This window comes from Sphingomonas trueperi, from assembly GCF_040545665.1.
Classification (GTDB): domain Bacteria; phylum Pseudomonadota; class Alphaproteobacteria; order Sphingomonadales; family Sphingomonadaceae; genus Sphingomonas; species Sphingomonas trueperi_B.
Genome location: NZ_JBEPMH010000002.1, coordinates 576128 through 592811, shown reverse-complemented (window position 1 = coordinate 592811; position 16684 = coordinate 576128). Strand labels below are relative to the sequence as shown.

Annotated in this window: 14 protein-coding genes; 7 read left to right on the top strand and 7 right to left on the bottom strand. The window is 68.2% G+C overall.

Annotated features, from left to right (window positions below; genetic code table 11):
- Positions 1–2: 2 nt before the first annotated feature.
- Positions 3–1205 carry an efflux RND transporter periplasmic adaptor subunit gene (locus ABIC65_RS10205; protein WP_354308435.1) on the bottom strand — a complete coding sequence of 401 codons (1203 nt, stop codon included), beginning with the start codon at positions 1203–1205 and terminating at the stop codon, positions 3–5.
- A gap of 102 nt (positions 1206–1307) precedes the next feature.
- Here ABIC65_RS10205 and ABIC65_RS10200 point away from each other — a divergent pair, with 102 nt between their 5' ends.
- The 4 genes from ABIC65_RS10200 to ABIC65_RS10185 are packed head-to-tail and all read left to right on the top strand — an operon-like array spanning position 1308 to position 4756.
- Positions 1308–1940 carry a TetR/AcrR family transcriptional regulator gene (locus ABIC65_RS10200; RefSeq protein WP_354308434.1) on the top strand — a complete coding sequence of 211 codons (633 nt, stop codon included), beginning with the start codon at positions 1308–1310 and terminating at the stop codon, positions 1938–1940.
- A gap of 46 nt (positions 1941–1986) precedes the next feature.
- Positions 1987–2751 (top strand): (Fe-S)-binding protein, encoded by a 765-nt coding sequence (locus ABIC65_RS10195; RefSeq protein ID WP_354308432.1) that lies wholly within the window; start codon positions 1987–1989, stop codon positions 2749–2751.
- Positions 2748–4139, top strand: coding sequence for a lactate utilization protein B (locus tag ABIC65_RS10190; protein WP_354308431.1), 1392 nt, complete (start codon positions 2748–2750; stop codon positions 4137–4139). Before ABIC65_RS10195 ends, ABIC65_RS10190 begins: the two co-directional genes overlap by 4 nt.
- The gene (locus ABIC65_RS10185) at positions 4136–4756 is read left to right on the top strand and encodes a LutC/YkgG family protein (protein WP_354308430.1); all 621 of its coding nucleotides are present in this window, start codon (positions 4136–4138) and stop codon (positions 4754–4756) included. The genes ABIC65_RS10190 and ABIC65_RS10185 overlap by 4 nt, the downstream gene beginning before the upstream one ends.
- 810 nt (positions 4757–5566) lie before the next feature.
- Here the strand turns inward: ABIC65_RS10185 and fucP are convergent.
- The 4 genes from fucP to ABIC65_RS10165 are packed head-to-tail and all read right to left on the bottom strand — an operon-like array spanning position 5567 to position 9672.
- Positions 5567–6847, bottom strand: a complete 1281-nt coding sequence (fucP, locus tag ABIC65_RS10180; protein ID WP_354308429.1) for an L-fucose:H+ symporter permease — start codon at positions 6845–6847, stop codon at positions 5567–5569.
- 34 nt (positions 6848–6881) lie between these two features.
- Positions 6882–7649, bottom strand: coding sequence for an SDR family oxidoreductase (locus ABIC65_RS10175; RefSeq protein WP_354308428.1), 768 nt, complete (start codon positions 7647–7649; stop codon positions 6882–6884).
- Positions 7646–8932 carry an L-fuconate dehydratase gene (locus tag ABIC65_RS10170; protein ID WP_354308426.1) on the bottom strand — a complete coding sequence of 429 codons (1287 nt, stop codon included), beginning with the start codon at positions 8930–8932 and terminating at the stop codon, positions 7646–7648. Before ABIC65_RS10170 ends, ABIC65_RS10175 begins: the two co-directional genes overlap by 4 nt.
- On the bottom strand, positions 8932–9672 hold the full coding sequence (locus ABIC65_RS10165; RefSeq protein WP_354308425.1) for an SDR family oxidoreductase: 741 nt from the start codon (positions 9670–9672) through the stop codon (positions 8932–8934). Before ABIC65_RS10165 ends, ABIC65_RS10170 begins: the two co-directional genes overlap by 1 nt.
- A 122-nt stretch (positions 9673–9794) precedes the next feature.
- On the opposite strand from ABIC65_RS10165, the gene ABIC65_RS10160 reads away from it, so the two are divergent.
- Positions 9795–10646 (top strand): IclR family transcriptional regulator, encoded by an 852-nt coding sequence (locus ABIC65_RS10160; protein ID WP_354308424.1) that lies wholly within the window; start codon positions 9795–9797, stop codon positions 10644–10646.
- Between the two features lie 133 nt (positions 10647–10779).
- Here the strand turns inward: ABIC65_RS10160 and ABIC65_RS10155 are convergent, their stop codons facing one another.
- Positions 10780–10911, bottom strand: coding sequence for a hypothetical protein (locus ABIC65_RS10155; RefSeq protein ID WP_354308422.1), 132 nt, complete (start codon positions 10909–10911; stop codon positions 10780–10782).
- Between the two features lie 60 nt (positions 10912–10971).
- Positions 10972–11901 carry an alpha/beta hydrolase gene (locus ABIC65_RS10150; protein WP_354308615.1) on the bottom strand — a complete coding sequence of 310 codons (930 nt, stop codon included), beginning with the start codon at positions 11899–11901 and terminating at the stop codon, positions 10972–10974.
- Positions 11902–12175: 274 nt separating this feature from the next.
- Here ABIC65_RS10150 and ABIC65_RS10145 point away from each other — a divergent pair, with 274 nt between their 5' ends.
- On the top strand, positions 12176–15046 hold the full coding sequence (locus tag ABIC65_RS10145) for a TIM-barrel domain-containing protein (protein WP_354308420.1): 2871 nt from the start codon (positions 12176–12178) through the stop codon (positions 15044–15046).
- A gap of 2 nt (positions 15047–15048) precedes the next feature.
- Positions 15049–16659, top strand: coding sequence for an alpha-L-fucosidase (locus ABIC65_RS10140; RefSeq protein ID WP_354308419.1), 1611 nt, complete (start codon positions 15049–15051; stop codon positions 16657–16659).
- Positions 16660–16684 lie beyond the last annotated feature (25 nt).

The window sequence follows — 16684 nt, the reverse complement described above, 5'->3', positions numbered from 1 at the left end:
GGTTACTTCCCCTGGGCGGGAGCGGCGGCGCCCGGCTGGCCCTGGGCGGGCTTGGCGTTCGGGTTCCACGGCTGCGGGGTGACCGGCATGCCGGGGCGCAGCATCATCGCGCCCTCGACGATCACCTTGTCGCCCGGCTTGAGGCCGCTGGTGACGATCCAGCTGTCGCCGGCGGTGCGGCTGGTCTGGATCGGGCGCGGCTCGATCTTGTTCTCGGCGCCGACGATCAGCACCGTCGGGTTGCCGCGCTCGTCGCGGCTGACGGCGCGCTGCGGCACCAGCATCGCGTTCTGCTGGGTGCCCTCGACGAGGCGGGCGCGGACGAACATGCCCGGCAGCAGCAGACCGTTGGGGTTGGGGAACAGCGCGCGGATCACCTGGCTGCCGGTGGTCTCGTCGACGGTCACGTCAGCGAAGCGCAGCGTGCCCTGCGGCCCATATGCGCTGCCGTCCTCGAGCGTCACCGCCACCTTGGCCTTGCCGTCGCGCGCGACCTGGCCGGCCATGATCGACTGGCGCAGCTTGAGGATGTCGGTGCTCGACTGCTGGATGTCGACATAGATCGGGTCGAGCCGCTGGATCGTCGTCAGCGCATTGGCCTGCGAGGCGGAGACCAGCGCGCCGGTGGTGAACACCGAACGGCCGATCTTGCCGCTGATCGGCGCGCGGATGGTGGTGCGGGCGAGGTCGATCTCAGCGGTCGTCAGCGCGGCGCGCTGGGCGGCGACGTCGGCGCGCGCCTGGGCGGCGCTGGCGACGGCGTTCTCGGCTTCCTGCTTCGAGATCGCGTTGATCTTGACCAGTTCGCCATAGCGGCGGGCAAGTGCTTCGCTGGTGGCGATGGTCGCCTGGGCGCGGGTCAGCGCGGCGCGGGCGCTGGCGACGGCGGCGCGATAGGGGGCGGGGTCGATCCGGTAGAGCGGCTGGCCCTGGCGGACCATGTCGCCTTCGGTGAACAGCCGTTCGAGGATCAGGCCGTTGACCTGCGGGCGCACGTCCGAGCTCTCATAGGGGCTCAGCCGGCCGGGCAGCTCGCTGGTGAGCGGCACCGCCTGCTGCTGGACGACGACATAGGAGACGGGGGGCGGAGCGGCCTGCTGTCCGCCCGCGCCGCCGGGGGCGCCGCCACCCTGCTGCTGGGACTGACCGCCACAGGCGGCGAGGACAAGCGCGAGAGCCGGCGCGGTGTGACGGAAAAAAGTCATGCGGATGCCTGCCGTTGTGATATATGTGAGTGAACGATCGCTCACATTCGCCGCTACTGCGAAGTGAGGTAGTCGGTCAAGACGGTTTCGAGGGTAACACGGATGGCAGAAGCCACGGAAGAAGGCGGGGTTCCACCCCGCGATAAAGCCCTGTTGCGGCGCGAGAAAATCGTGTCCGCAGCACGCAGGTTGTTCATTGCGAACGGTTTTCACGCTACCGGCGTGGCCCAGATCGCCAAGGAATCAGGCATTGCGGTGGGTCAAATTTATCGAGATTTTTCTTCGAAGGAGGCGATCGTCGCGCAGATCGTGCAGGCGGACTGCATGGATTTCCTATCGCCCGAGTCGCTGTGCGCGGGAATCCGGAGCGGCGATCCGGAGTTTGTCTGGACCTGGCTCGCCGACTTCCTCCGCCCCGAAGCCGGCGAAACCGATCCGCTCTTTGCCGAGATCGTCGCCGAGTCGGCGCGCAACCAGCGCATCGCCGCGATCTTCGAGGAAACGCGTGAGGACGTGCGTGGGACGATGCTCGCGGCGCTATCGTCGCTGATTCCGGGCGAGGCCTTTGCCGAGCGGCGCTGTGCGCTGACCGACGTGATCACCGCGACCGCGCTGGGGCTGATGCAGCACCGCTTCCTCAGCCCCGCCGAGGATACCGATCGGGGGGCGGCACTGGTGCTGAAGATGATCCGGCGCGAAGTGGCCGAAATGCAGGCCGAGGCAGCGGCCGGCTGATGCGCGGGCTGGTGACAGTGCGCGCGCCGATATGCGAAGGCGCGGCATGACCATCGCTCCCTCTTCCCGCGTCGCGCTGTTCGTCACTTGCCTGGTCGATGCGATGCGGCCGCGGGTGGGCTTCGCGGCGCTGCGGGCGCTGGCCGATGCCGGGTGCGAGGTCGTGGTGCCCGAGGCGCAGACCTGTTGCGGGCAGCCGGCGCTCAACTCGGGCGACCGCGCGACGGCGACCGACTTCGCCCGGCGCAACGTCGCGATGCTGGAGGGCTATGACGCCATCGTCGTTCCCTCCGGCAGCTGCGCGGGGACGATTCGCTGCCACTATCCGGAGCTGCTCGCCGACGATCCCCAATGGGCCGCGCGGGCCGAGGCGGTGGCGGCAAAGACGTGGGAGATCCTCGCCTGGCTCGATGCGTGCGGCTGGCGCCCCGAGGGCGTGACGCTGCCGGCGACCGCAACCTATCATGACAGTTGCTCGGGTCTGCGCGAACTCGGTATCAAGGCGCAGCCGCGGCGGCTGCTCGGCGCGGTCGACGGGCTGGACTTGATGCCGCTGGCGGGTGAGGAGACCTGCTGCGGCTTCGGCGGCACCTTCTGCGTGAAATATCCCGCCATCTCCAACGCCATCGCCGACGAGAAGGCGGCGGCGGTCGAGGCGAGCGGCGCGGGGTTGCTGCTCGCGGGCGATCTCGGCTGCCTGATGAACATGGCGGGCAAGCTCCACCGGCGCGGGGCGGACGTGCGCGCCTTCCACACGATCGAGGTGCTGGCCGGCATGGCCGACGGCCCTGCGATCGGGGAAGCGCAGTGAGCCGCGCCTTCGACGCGCGGGTCGACGCCGCGCTCGCCGACCGCCAGCTCAAGATCGCGGTCGAGCGCACCGCCGGCACCGCCGAGGCCAAGCGTGGCGCGGCGATCGGCGCCTGGCCCAGCTTCGCGGCGGCGCGCGAGCGGGCGGCGGCGATCAAGGACCATGTGATCGCCAATCTCGGCGCCTACCTCGTCCAGTTCGAGGCGGCGGCGACCGCTTCGGGCGCGACCGTCCACTGGGCCGCAACCGCCGACGAGGCCTGCGCGATCGTCGTGGAGATCTGCCGCAAGGCGGGGGCGAAGAGCGTCGCGCGCTCCAAGTCGATGCTTGGCGAGGAGATCGGCCTGCCGCACGCGCTGGAAGCGGCAGGCATCGGCCGGGTCGAGACCGATCTGGCCGAGCACATCATCCAGCTCGCCGGCGAGCGGCCCTCGCACATCATCTGGCCGGCGATGCACAAGACGCGCGAGCAGATCTCCGAACTCTTCCACGCCCGCCACCGCGAGCCGCATGCCGAGGAAAGCATCGTCGCGATGGCGGCGAGCGCAAGGCGGCAGCTGCGCGGCGAGATGCTGGGCGCCGATGTCGGCATCTCGGGCGCCAATTTCCTGATTGCCGATAGCGGGCAGATCTGCACCGTCACCAACGAAGGCAATGCCGAACTCTCGCTGGTGCCGCCGCGTGTCCATATCGTCACCGCGGGGATCGAGAAGCTGGTCCCGTCGATGGACCACGCCGTGCACCTGCTGCGGCTGCTCGCCCGCTCGGCGACCGGCGCGGCGCTGACCCAGTACACCACCTTCTATGCCGGGCCGAAGCGGGCAGGGGACCGCGACGGTCCGGAAGAGATGCACATCGTGCTGGTCGACAACGGCCGCAGCGCGATGCGCGACGAAGGGCTGGCGGAGATGCTCCGCTGCATCCGCTGCGGCGCGTGCATGAACCACTGCGTGGTGTTCCGCCAGATCGGCGGCCATGCCTATGGCGGCACCTATCCGGGGCCGATGGGGTCGGTGCTCACCCCCGCGCTCGACGGGCTAGCGGCGAGCCGCGACCTGCCCAACGCGTGTACCATGAACGGCAAGTGCCAGGAGGTGTGCCCGGTCGCGATCCCCCTGCCGACCTTGCTGCGCGGCTGGCGCGAGAAGAGCTGGCGCGAGGGGCTGGAGCCGGTGACCTTGCGCTCGGGGCTCGGGCTCTGGGCCTGGGCGGCGCGGCGGCCTTGGCTCTACCGCGCGGGCGTGCGCTGGGCGATCCGGGCGATGCGGCTGGCCGGGCGCGGCTGGATCGCGAAGCTGCCGCTGGCCGGCGGCTGGACCGGCGGGCGTGACTTTCCCGCCCCGGCGGCGGAGAGCTTCATGGACCGCTACCGAAAGGGCGAACGATGAGCGCGCGCGCCGCGATCCTGGCGCGGCTGGGGCCGGTGGCCGATCCTGCGGTACTGGCGGCGGAGGCGGCGTGCCTGCTGGCGGGCGAGGAACGCGAGCGGCCGGCGGGGGGCGAGGATCTGGTGGCGCGCTTCCTGGCGCAGCTTGGCCAGCCGAGCGTGGCGGCGACGCATGCGCGGATCGGCTCGCTGGCAGAATTGCCGGGGGCGGTGGCTGGGTATCTCGCGGCCGAGGGCGCGGAACCGGCGCTATGGCTGCCGCCCGATGCGCGGGTGGACGGGCTCGACTGGGCCGGGCTCACGCGGCTGGAGGCGTGCCCGATCGACGACGGCGCAGTCCTCGCCTTCGCCCGCGCCGGGGTGGCGGAGACGGGCTCGCTGGTGTTCGAGACCTCGTCGGAAGCGCCGATGCTGCCCAATTTCCTCGCGCTGCGGCACATCGTCGTGCTGGAGGCCGCCGCGCTGGTCCGCTGGCTGGAGGACGCCGCGCCGGGCGGGGCGGTGCCGCGCGCGCATTATTGGGTAACGGGCGTCAGCGGCACGACCGACATCGAAGGCACCTATGTCCGCGGCGCGCATGGCCCGCGGTTTTTGCACGTGGTGCTGGTCGACTCTTAAGCCCCTCCTCCTTGGAGGAGGGGTTTGGGGGTGGAGGGATTCCAGAACAGCGGTTGGTCTCGGTGAGACACGGCCCCACCCCAACCCCTCCCCTGAAGAGGAGGGGCTTTGAGCCTCCTAGCCGTCAGTTTGTATTTTCCAAGGCGTTATTGATCGTTTCCGGAGGCAAATTCTCTACCGTCCGGTCGGCGCGAATGCGAAAACGACCGGTGCCGTTCGCACCGTCACCTTGCATGAAAACGTTGTATGTAACGCCCAACTTCAGAGGTTTGGCATCGACGCTCGAACTGGGTTGCCCATCATATACGGCAGGCTTGCCTTCAAGTTTCTGGCCATAGAAAATGGGAAGGCGGTTGGGGCAAGCATCGACCGAATAGTCTTTCCACCAATAAACGCCGTTGGCGACCAGTTGCGCACTGTGTCAACATGGACGCTTCGGATACATCTGGGCTGATTGGAAGAATGGGGATCGACTATAAACGCCAGTTTTCCGTTCACTATAACCGCTTTGATGAAGATATAAGAGCAACTCGACAACGCCAGCAGGACCGGGAGCGGCAAGAGCAGTCTGACCAACATTGGACAGCGTTGTGCTGGAGGATGCGTGATGTTGCAATCATTCATTCGGCCGTCGTGCATGCGAGTGCTGACTTCATATCCTCCCCTGTAAGGAGAGGTGGCAGCCCGCAGGGCTGACGGAGGGGTGTCGACGCTGGGGGCGCGGGCCTCCGCCACAGGTTGGGACACCCCTCCACCACCGCCTTCGGCGGCGGTCCCCCTCCCCTTTCAGGGGAGGATCTTTTAAGGCTTTCAATGCCCCGCCGTCACTAACGCCACATCCCCCGCCGTCCCCGTCGCGCGTACCCCGAACGCGAGCACGACCAGGAACGCCACCGCCGGCACCAGCAGCGCGAGGTTGATCCCCGCGAGGTCGGACAGGTGCCCCATCGCCGCGGTCAGCACCGCGCCGCCGATGATCGCCATCACGATCAGCGAGGCGCCGATTTGCTTCAGCGCGCCCAGGCCGCCGATGCCGATCGCGAAGATCGTCGGGAACTGGATCGACATGAAGAAGCTCGCCGCCACCAGCGCATAGAGCCCGGTCGTGCCGCCGACGAACACCGCCGCCACGGTCAGCGCCGCCGACAGCCCGGCGAACACCACCAGCAGCTGCGGCGCCGAGACCTTGCCGAGCATCGCCGCGCCGACGAAGCGGCCCACGCCGAACAGCACCAGGCTGGCGAACAGATAGTCGGCCGCGCCCTGTTCGGTGAGGCCGGGCAGGTTCACCTGGGCGTAGCGGATCGTGTAGCTCCACAGCCCCACCTGCGCGCCAACATAGAAGAACTGCGCCACCACCGCGAACAGCAGCGTCCGGTCACGCAGCACGGTGCCGAGCGCCTTGCCGGTCGGCACGGCGGGCGCGTCGCCGTCGCGGCGGTTGTCCGGGAAGGCGATCAGCGCGGCGGCGAGCGCGAAGGCGAGCACCACCAGCCCGATCACGAGATAGGGCGTCTGCACCGAGGCGAGCTCGCCGCGCAGCGTCGCGGTCCGCTCGGCGGCGGACATTGCCGCCAGCGCCTTGTCGTCCTGCGCAAAGCTGGAGAGGATGAAATATTTGCCCACCAGCACGCCGAAGATCGTGCCGAGCGGATTGGCCGCCTGGGCGAAGTTGAGCCGGCGCGCGGCGCCTTCGGGGCTGCCCAGTTCGGCGATCAGCGGGCTGGCCGAGGTCTCGAGGAAGGCGAGGCCGCAGGCGATCACGAACAAGGCCGCCAGGAACCAGCGATACTCGCCGAAATGCGTCGCCGGATAGAAGAGCAGCGCGCCGATCGCGTAAAGGGTGAGGCCCGTCACGATAGCCGCCTTGTACCCGCGCCGCCGCGCCAGCATCGCCGCCGGCGTCGCGAGCAGGAAATAGCCCAGGTAGAAGGCCTGCTGGACGAAGCTGGTCTCGAAATCGCTCAGCGTGAAGGCGCGGCGGAAATGCGCGATCAGGATGTCGTTGAGGTTGTTCGCCATTCCCCACAGGAAGAACAGCGAGACCGTCAGGATGATGGCGGGGGTGTAGCGTCCGGCCTTGCTGGCCATGTGTCCTCTCCTTGGTGCGACGCCCCTGTTGGGGTCATTCGATGGCGCGGTCCAGATGCGTGTAGCCGCCGTCGACGAACAGCCACTGGCCGGTGGTGTGGCTGGCCCGCCCGGAAAGCAGGAACAGCGCGGTGTCGGCGATTTCTTCCGGGGTGGTGAAGCGGTGGCCCAAGGGCACGCGGCGCTCGATCTCCTCGCGCCGGGCGGCGGGGTCGTCGAAGCTCTTCAGCCATTCGGCATAGGCCGGGGTCTCGACCTCGGCCGGTACGATCGCGTTGACGCGGATGCCGTCGCCGCGCAGCGCGACCGCCCATTCGCGGGTCAGCGCCAGCACCGCGCCCTTGGCGGCGGCATAGGCGCTGGTGTGCCCCTGGCCGGTGATCGAGGTCTTGGAGCCGATATTGACGATCGCGCCCTGCGCCGCCTTGAGGTGCGGGAGTGCTGCCCGCGCCATGCCGAAATAATGGACGAGGTTGATGTCGAGCGAGGCGCGGAACTGCGCCGGGGTGGCCTCGAAGCCGAGATTGTCGTTGAGCCCGGCATTGTTGACCAACCCGTCGATCCGCCCGAAGCGCGCCGCCACTGCGTCGACCGCGGCGACCACGGCGTCGTCCTCGGCCAGTTCGCAGGGGTGGAACAGCCAGTCCTCGCCCAGCTGCGCGACCAGCTCGGGCCGGGGCGGCTCGCGCGAGACGATGGCGGGGAACGCGCCTTCGCGCGCGAGGCCCCCTGCGATCGCCGCGCCGATCCCCGACGAGCCGCCGGTGACGATCACGACCTTGCCGGCGAGCCCCAGGTTCATGCGCCGAACCGATATTGGACGAGCGTCTCGGGCTTCATCTCGATCGAATAGCCGGGACGCTGCGGCGGCATGTATGCCGCGTGGCGGATCACGCAGGGCTCCAGGAAATGTTCATGGAGATGATCCACATATTCGATGACCCTGCCGTCCATCGTGCCGGCAAAGCACAGATAGTCGATCATCGACAAGTGCTGGACGTATTCGCACAGCCCCACGCCCCCGGCATGCGGGCACACCGGCAGGTTGTAGCGGGCCGCGAGCAGCAGCACCGCCAGCGCCTCGTTCACCCCGCCGATGCGGCAGGCGTCGAGCTGGATCACATCGACTGCGCCGACGCTCATGAACTGCTTGAACAGGATGCGGTTCTGGCACATCTCGCCGGTCGCGACCTGTACCTGGCCGATGCCGTCGCGGATTGCCTTGTGGCCGAGCACGTCGTCCGGGCTGGTCGGCTCCTCGATGAACCAGGGCTTGGCGAAGGCGAGGGCGTTGACCCACTCGATCGCCTGGCCGACTTCCCACACCTGGTTGGCGTCGATCATCAGCTTGCGATCGGGCCCCAGCACCTCGCGGGCGATGCGGACGCGGCGGATATCGTCCTCCAGATCGCGGCCGACCTTGAGCTTGATATGGTGGAAGCCGGCATCGACCGCTTCCTGCGCGAGGCGGCGCAGCTTCTCGTCGGGATAGCCGAGCCAGCCCGCCGAGGTGGTGTAGCAGGGATAGCCGTTTGCCTCGAGCGTGGCGACGCGCTCGGCCTTGCCCGCCGCGCGTTCGGTGAGCAGGGCGAGCGCCTGTTCGGGCGTGATCGCATCGGTGAGGTAGCGGAAGTCGATCGCGCGGACGAGCTGCTCGGGCGTCATGTCGGCGACGAGCTTCCACACCGGCTTGCCCTCGGCCTTGGCCCAGAGATCCCAGATCGCGTTGACCACCGCGCCGGTGGCGAGGTGCATCGCGCCCTTGTCGGGGCCGATCCAGCGCAGCTGGCTGTCGCCGGTCAGGTGCCGCCACATGCGCGCGGGCTCCTCGGCGATCCAGGCGAGGTCGAGGCCGATGACGAGGTGGCGCATCGCCTCGATCGCGGCGACGCAGATGTCGTTGCCGCGGCCGATGGTGAAAGTGAGGCCATGGCCTTCGAGACCCGGCACGTCGGTTTCGAGGATGACATAGGCCGCCGAATAATCGGGGTCCGGGTTCATCGCGTCGGAGCCGTCGAGCGAGGCGCTGGTCGGAAAGCGCAGGTCGACCGTGCGCAGGCCGGTGATGCGGGCGTTCATCGACATCAGTTCACCCACCCGCCGTCGATCACATGCACCGCGCCCGTGGTGAAGCTCGCCTCGTCGCTGGCGAGGTAGCAGATCAGCGCGGCGATCTCGTCTTCCTGGCCAAGCCGGCCCATCGGCTGGCGCGCGACGAAGGCGGCATGCGCTTCCTCGACGCTGATGCCCTGCTGCGCCGCCTGCTCGGCGACGCGCTGGCGGAGGCTGGGCGTGTCGACCGTGCCGGGGCAGACCGCGTTGCAGCGGATGCCCTTGGCGACGAAATCGGCGGCGACCGATTTGGTCAGGCCGATCACCGCGGCCTTGGAGGCGCCATAGGCATGGCGGTTGGGGATGCCCTTCACGCTGGAGGCGATCGAGGACATGTTTACGATCGCGCCGCCGCCCTTGGCCAGCATGCCCGGCAGGAAGGCGCGGATCATGCGGTGCATCGCGTGGACGTTGAGGTCGAAGGACAGCATCCAGTCCGCGTCGGTCCCGTCGAGGATCGAGCCCGCCGCCACGAAACCGGCGATGTTGGCGAGCACGTCGACCTGGCCGATCGTCTCGGGCAGCGCGGCGATGGCGTCGGCATCGAGCAGGTCGAGCACCACCGGCTCGACGCCGTCGAGCGTCGCGAGCGCGGCGCCGTCGCGGTCGAGCGCGAACACCTTGGCGCCCTCGTCGCGCAGCCGCTGCGCGGTCGCGCGGCCGATGCCGTGCCCCGCCGCGGTTACCAGCGCGGTCTTGTTGCCGAAACGCATCGCCTCCCCAACTCCTCTAAAACGTTTTCATAGGTCAAAATGACTTTCACATTCTTAGGCCCAAGCCGCGATTGTTCGCAAGCGGCATGACACCGCTCGTCGCATTGGCTAGCCTGTCTGTCATGACCGAGAATGCATCCGCCGCTTCGGCCGACAAGTCGCCCGCTTATGCAGCCCCCGCGCTTGAGAAGGCGATCGACGTGATCGAGCTGCTCGGGAGCGAGCCGCAGGGGCTGACGATCAGCGAGATCGCCCAGCGGCTGGGGCGATCGATCAGCGAGCTGTTCCGCATTATCGTCGTGCTCGACCGGCGCGGCTGGCTGCACAAGGACGGCGCCAGCGATCGCTACCGGGTGACCTACCGCGTGCTGGAGATCGCCCACCGCGCGACTCCGGCGCAGGAGCTCACCCATGTCGCGACGCCGCTGATGCACAGCCTGGCAGCGGCGACGGTGCAGTCCTGCCACCTCGTGGTAGTCAACGGCACGCGCGGCCTCATCGTCGCCCGGCAGGAAAGCCCGGGCCAGACCGGCTTCGCGGTGCGGCTCGGCACCGAGATCGACCTGCTGACCAGCTGCTCTGGCCATGTGCTGCTGGCGGCGATGGACGAGGAGCGGCGCGCGGCGCTGTATCCCAAGGGGCTGCCCAGGGGATTGGCCGAGCAGCTCGCGGCGGTGCGTGCCAAGGGTTATGAATCGATCCCCAGCGCGCGGATGGCAGGCGTGTCGGACATGAGCTGCCCGGTCTTCGGCTTCGACGGCCATGTCGTCGCGGCGCTGACCATCCCGTTCCTCGCCGCGATCGACGACGCGCCGCACGTCTCGCAGGAAGAGGCACTGGCGCTGCTGCGGAGCACGGCGACGGCGATCTCCTCGGCGCTCGGCTGGTTCGATCGGGTGGAGTCGCCGGTGGTGCCCAGCCTGTCGATCGCCAGCCCGGTCCGCCGCCGCCGCGCCCGGATCGGGGAAGCATAGAGCCCGCCCTTCTCCGCCGTCATCCCGGCGGAAGCCGGTATCCATTTGCCGGGACGCTCCGGCTCGAGCCGCGACGGAGGCCCCAATGGATTCCGGCTTTCGCCGGAATGACGGAGCGGCGATGCAATGCCGGTCAGCCCGGCGTGACGATGTAGTAGATGTTGTAGCCGACGAACAATATGGCGAGGGTAACCAGCACGATCAGTGCGACCACCCCCAGCCCCTTGCGCGCGCGTTTCTCGACGGGTTCGTGTCTCGGATCCATGGTGCGCGCCTTGTTATGGTTTCTCCTCCTACAGACGCTTCGCCGATGGGATCGTTGCGCTCAGCCGGCCAAGACCCCCAGCCGCCGCGCATAGGCGGCGAACAGCGTCGGCCAGATCGAGGCCGGCACCGTCTTGGGCAGGCGCACGCCGAAGCCGTGCCCGCCTTGGTCGAAGGCGTGCAACTCCCCCGGGCGCTTGGCCGCGAGCAGCGCCTGGTAGAGCGCGATGCTGTTCTCGATCGGCACCAGCCCGTCGTCGCTCGCATGGGTGAGGAAGACCGGCGGGGTATCGGCAGTGACGCGGGTTTCCACCGACGCGGCGGCGAGCGCCTTGGGATCGGCGCCGGTGCCGAACAGCTGGTCGCGCGAGCCGAGATGGGTGAAGGGCGCGGCCATGCTCACCACCGGGTAGATCAGCCCCGCGAGGTCGGGACGCGCGGAGAGCTGGTCGGCGGCGTCGACGGGGGTGTAGACGCGCTCGGCATGGCGTGTCGCCAGGCTGCCGGCGAGATGGCCGCCGGCGGAAAAGCCGATCGTCGCGATTCGGGCGGGATCGACGCCGTAGCGCTTCGCCGATGCGCGGATCAGCCGCAGCCCGCGCTGCGCGTCGGCGAGCGGCACGATCGAACGGTTGGCCCAGCCCTCGGTGGGGATGCGGTAGCGCAGGATGAAGGCGGTGATGCCCAGTGCGTTGAGCCAGCGCGCCTGCTCCTCGCCCTCATTGTCGATGGCGAGGAAGCCATACCCGCCACCCGGCATCAGCATCACCGCGGTGCCGTTGGGCCTGACGGGGCGGCGCACGGTGAGCGAAGGGCGGTCGATGCCGCGCTGCCAGCGATCAGGCGCCGCGGGGTCCTTCGAACGCTCCTCGTAGCTCGGCTTCGGCAGCGGGGAGGGAGCGCCGGGGGGCGAGCCGGGCCAGAGCGGCAGCACCTCGTGCGCATCCGCGGCACCGGCGGGCAGCGCGGTCAGCGTCGCGGTGGCGGCCATGCCGGTGAACATCGTTCGGCGCGTCAGGTCTTCGAACACGGACTTCCTCTCCTTTGCGACCCAGCAATTCTCCGCTGAAAGCCTGGCCCCCGCGATGATTTGCTTCTGATTCTGGTAACGCTACCCTGTGGTTGCAGAATCATTGGTGCCGCGCAACCGAGCCGAAAAGGGGAGGCGTCGCGCTCTACGACCACGCCTGGGTGGACGCTGCCGGGGGGCGATGGCACTCCCGGCGCGGGCGCCGGGCGCCAAAGAAAATGAGGGAGAGACGGGCATGAAGCGGGTGTGGATGGCGGCGCTGCTGGCTGGCAGCGCGATCGGCGTGGCGCAGGCGGCGCAGGAAAATGGCTACACCCGTACCGATGGCGGCGTGGTCGTCACCCCCACCGGCGGCAGCGCGGCCAAGGTCGAAGTGACGGTGCACGGCGACGGCATCTTCCATGTCGTGGCCCTGCCGAAGGGCGTCGATACCGGCACGCTCGCCCCCAGTCTGATGGCACCCAATCCGCCCGCGCCCGGCGGCTTCGAGGTCGGCAGCGCCAACGGCCATGTCCTGCTCAAGGCGAAGCGCGCCACGGCGGACATCGAGATCGCCACCGGCCGCGTCCGCTTTACCGACGCCAAGGGCCGCGAACTGCTCGCCGAATCCGGCCAGGCGGCGTTCCGGCCGGTGACGGTGGAGGGGAAGCGCTTCGTCTCGGTCAGCCAGCAGTTCAACCGCGGCAGCGATGAGGGGCTGTACGGCCTGGGCCAGCACCAGAATGCGCAGATGGACTATAACGGCGAGGACGTCGAACTCGCCCAGCACAATATGGATATCGGCGTGCCGTTCCTCGTCTCGACGCGCAGCTACGGGCTGCTCTGGGACAATGCGAGCATCACCCGCTTCGGCAACCCCAGGCCCTATACGCCGGTCGGCGAGGGGATGAAGGTTACCAGCGACGGCAAGCCCGGCTGGAAGGCGGACTATTTCCTCGACGGCAAGCTCGCGGTCTCGCGCCAGGAAGCGACGATCGCCTACCAGTATATCAAGGACCAGAAGAACTGGCCCGAGGCGGCCAAGGCGCGCACCGTCGCGGCGACCGGCGGGCAGAACACCGCGGGCAATGCGGTGCAGAAGCAGACCGTGGTGTGGACCGGCGACCTGCAGCCGGCGGTGACCGGCACCCACAAGTTCCAGCTCTACGGCTCGAGCTATTTCAAGCTCTATGCCGACGGCAAGCTGGTGCTGGATCGCTGGCGGCAGAACTGGAACCCCTGGTACGCCAATTTGGACCTGCCGATGGTGCAGGGCAAGCCGGTCAGGATCCGCATCGAGTGGGAGCCCAACGCCGGCTATATGGCGCTGCTCCACAATGACCCGCTGCCCGCGCAGGACCGCCATTCGGTGTGGTTCACCAGCGAGGTGGGCCAGGCCAAGAACTATTGGTTCGTCCCCGGCGACACGATGGACGGCGCGATCGCCGGCTATCGCCAACTGACCGGCAAGGCCGAGATGATGCCCAAATGGGTCTATGGCTTCTGGCAGTCGCGCCAGCGCTACAACACCGCCGACGAGGTGACCGGCGTGGTCGACCGCTATCGCCAGCTGAACATCCCGCTCGACAATATCGTGCTCGACTGGCGCTACTGGCGCGACGACGATTGGGGTAGCCACGCCTTCGATCCGACGCGCTTCCCCGACCCCAAGGCGATGCTCGACAAGGTGCATGCGCAGCACGCGCAGTTCATGATCTCGGTCTGGCCGAAATTCTATCCGACGACCGAGAACTACAAGGAACTGAACGCGGCGGGCGCGGCCTATCAGGGCAATCTGCGCCAGGGGAACAAGGACTGGGTCGGCCCCGGCTATGCCAACACCTTCTACGATCCCTATTCGGCCGAAGGGCGGCGGATCTTCTGGAAACAGGTGCAGGCAAAGCTGGGCGTGCTCGGCACCGATGCGTGGTGGGCCGATGCCAGCGAGCCCGACATGCACTCGAATCTCTCGATCGAGGAGCGGATCGACACCATGGGCCCGACCGCGCTCGGCCCCGCCGCGCAATATTTCAACAGCTATCCGCTGATGAACGCACGCGCCTTTTTCGAGGGCTGGCAGAGCTTCAAGCCCGATGTGCGACCCTTCCTGCTCACCCGCTCGGGCTTCGGCGGACTGCAGCGCTACGGCGCGGCGGTGTGGTCGGGCGATGTCGCGACCCGCTGGTACGATCTGCGCGCGCAGATTTCAGCGGGGGTGAACACCGCGATGTCGGGCCTGCCCAACTGGACGCACGACATCGGCGGCTTCGCGGTCGAGCCGCGCTACGAGGCGAAGAACCCGACCCCCGAGGATCTGGCCGAATGGCGCGAGCTCAACCTGCGCTGGTTTCAGTTCGGCGCGTTCAGCCCGCTGTTCCGCAGCCATGGCGAGGAGCCGTTCCGCGAGATCTACCAGATATCGCCCGAAGGCTCGCCGATGCGCGCGTCGATGCTGTGGTACGACCAGCTCCGCTACCGGCTGATGCCGTACATCTACACGCTGGGTGCCGATGCCTATTGGAAGGACGGCAGCATCATGCGCGGGCTGGTGATGGACTATCCGGCCGATGCCAAGGCGCGGCGGATCGACGACCAGTATCTGTTCGGCGACGCCTTCCTCGTCGCGCCGGTGACCGAATATAAGGCGCGCAGCCGCACCGTCTACTTCCCCGGCACCGGCACCTGGTACGACTTCGCCACGGCCAAGACCTATCGCGGCGGCACCATCGCCGGGATCGCCGCGCCCGCCGAGCGGATGCCGCTGTTCGTCCGCGCGGGCGCGATCGTGCCGATGGGGCCGGTGACGCAATATGTCGACCAGCAGCCGGACGCGCCGCTGACGATTACCGTCTATACCGGCGCCAACGGGGCCTTCTCGCTCTACGAGGATGACGGTCGCAGTGCGCAGTACAAAGCGGGCGCGTTCAGCCGCATTCCGCTGACCTGGGACGACAAGGCCGGCACGCTCACCATCGGCGCACGCGAAGGCAAGGGCTGGGCCGGCATGCCCGCCACGCGCAGCTTCCGGGTAAAATGGGTCAGCGCCGGCAAGCCGGTGACCGATGACAATAGCTTTGACGCTGAAGTGCGGTATCAAGGTGGTACTGTCGTGGTTCAGCGGAGGTAGCAATGATCGGATCAGGGTGGCGGCGTCGCGGAGTATTGGCCGGGCTCGCCGCCCTGCCCGCGGTGGCGCGGGCGCAGAGGACGGCACAAGGGCCGGTGCAGGCAAGCTGGCCCTCGCTGGTGGCGAACTACCGCTACCCGGACTGGTTTCGCGATGCGAAGTTCGGGATCTGGTCGCACTGGGGGCCGCAATCGGTGCCCGAACAGGGCGACTGGTACGGGCGGCACATGTACATCCAGGGCCATCCGGCCTCGGATTTCCATCGCAAGGCCTATGGCCACCCCGCCGATGTCGGTTTCCTGGAGGTCCAGAACCGCTGGACCGCCGAGCGTTGGGATCCCGAGGCGCTGATGCGGCGCTATGTGAAGGCGGGCGCGAAATACTTCGTGTCGCTCGCCTGCCATCACGACAATCTCGATTGCTATGACAGTGCGCATCACGGCTGGAACAGCCTCCGGGTTGGGCCGAAGCGCGACGTGGTGGGCACCTGGGAGAAGGTGGCGCGCGCGCACGGGCTGCGTTTCGGTGTCTCCAACCACGCGGCGCACGCCTGGCACTGGTTCCAGACCGCCTATGGCTATGATCCAGAAGGCGCGCGCAAGGGCGAGCGCTACGATGCCTTCCGCCTGACCAAGGCGGACGGCGCGGGCACATGGTGGGAGGGGCTCGATCCGCAGCTGCTCTACACCGGCAAGCACATCGTCGCCCCCGACGGCATCGCCACGATGCAGGCGATGGGCAAGTGGCACGAGCAAAATGACGGCCAATGGGTCGAGCACGGCCCCGCCGGCGACGCCGCCTATGCGACCCGCTGGCTGCAGCGCCAGGTCGATCTGGTGACCAAGTATCAGCCAGATCTCTGCTATTTCGACGATTACGAGCTGCCGTTCGGCCCGATCGGGCTGGCTGCGGCGGCCGACTATTACAATCGCTCGATCGCAAAGAGCGGCAAGATCGACGTGGTGCTCAACGCCAAGCAGCTCAAGCCCTATGCTCGCTTCGGGTTGGTGCAGGATGTCGAGCGCGGCTTTGCCGACAGGCTGTGGGACGAGCCCTGGCAGACCGACACCTGCCTCGGCGACTGGTTCTACAAGCGCAGCCTCTATACCGAGAAGCGCTACAAGTCCGCGGGCGACGTGCTCCAGCGGCTGGCGGACGTGATCTCGAAGAACGGCAATCTGCTGCTCTCGGTGCCGCAGCGCGGCGACGGCACGATCGATTCGGAGGAGGAGCGCATCCTCGACGATCTCGGCGCTTGGATGGCGGTCAACGGCGAGGCGGTGTTCGGCACCCGGCCGTGGCGTGTCTATGGCGAGGGGCCGACCCAGCTCGCCGCGGGCATGCAGAACGAAGACGGCTTCAAGGGCTTCACCGAGCGGGATGTGCGTTTCACCACCAAGGGCGATACGCTGTACCTGTTCTTCCTCAAGGCGCCGAGCGCGCCGGTGACGGTGCAGGCGCTGGGGCTGAAGGCGGGCCGGGTGGCGCGGGCGCGGCTGCTGGGGGGCGGGGACGTGCCGTTCCGCCAGTCGCCGTCGGGGCTTACCGTGACGCTGCCCAAGGGGCTGGGCACGGTGCCAGTACTGCGGATCGACGGGCTTCGCCGCGGATAAGGAACCGGGGCGGTCGTGGTGACCG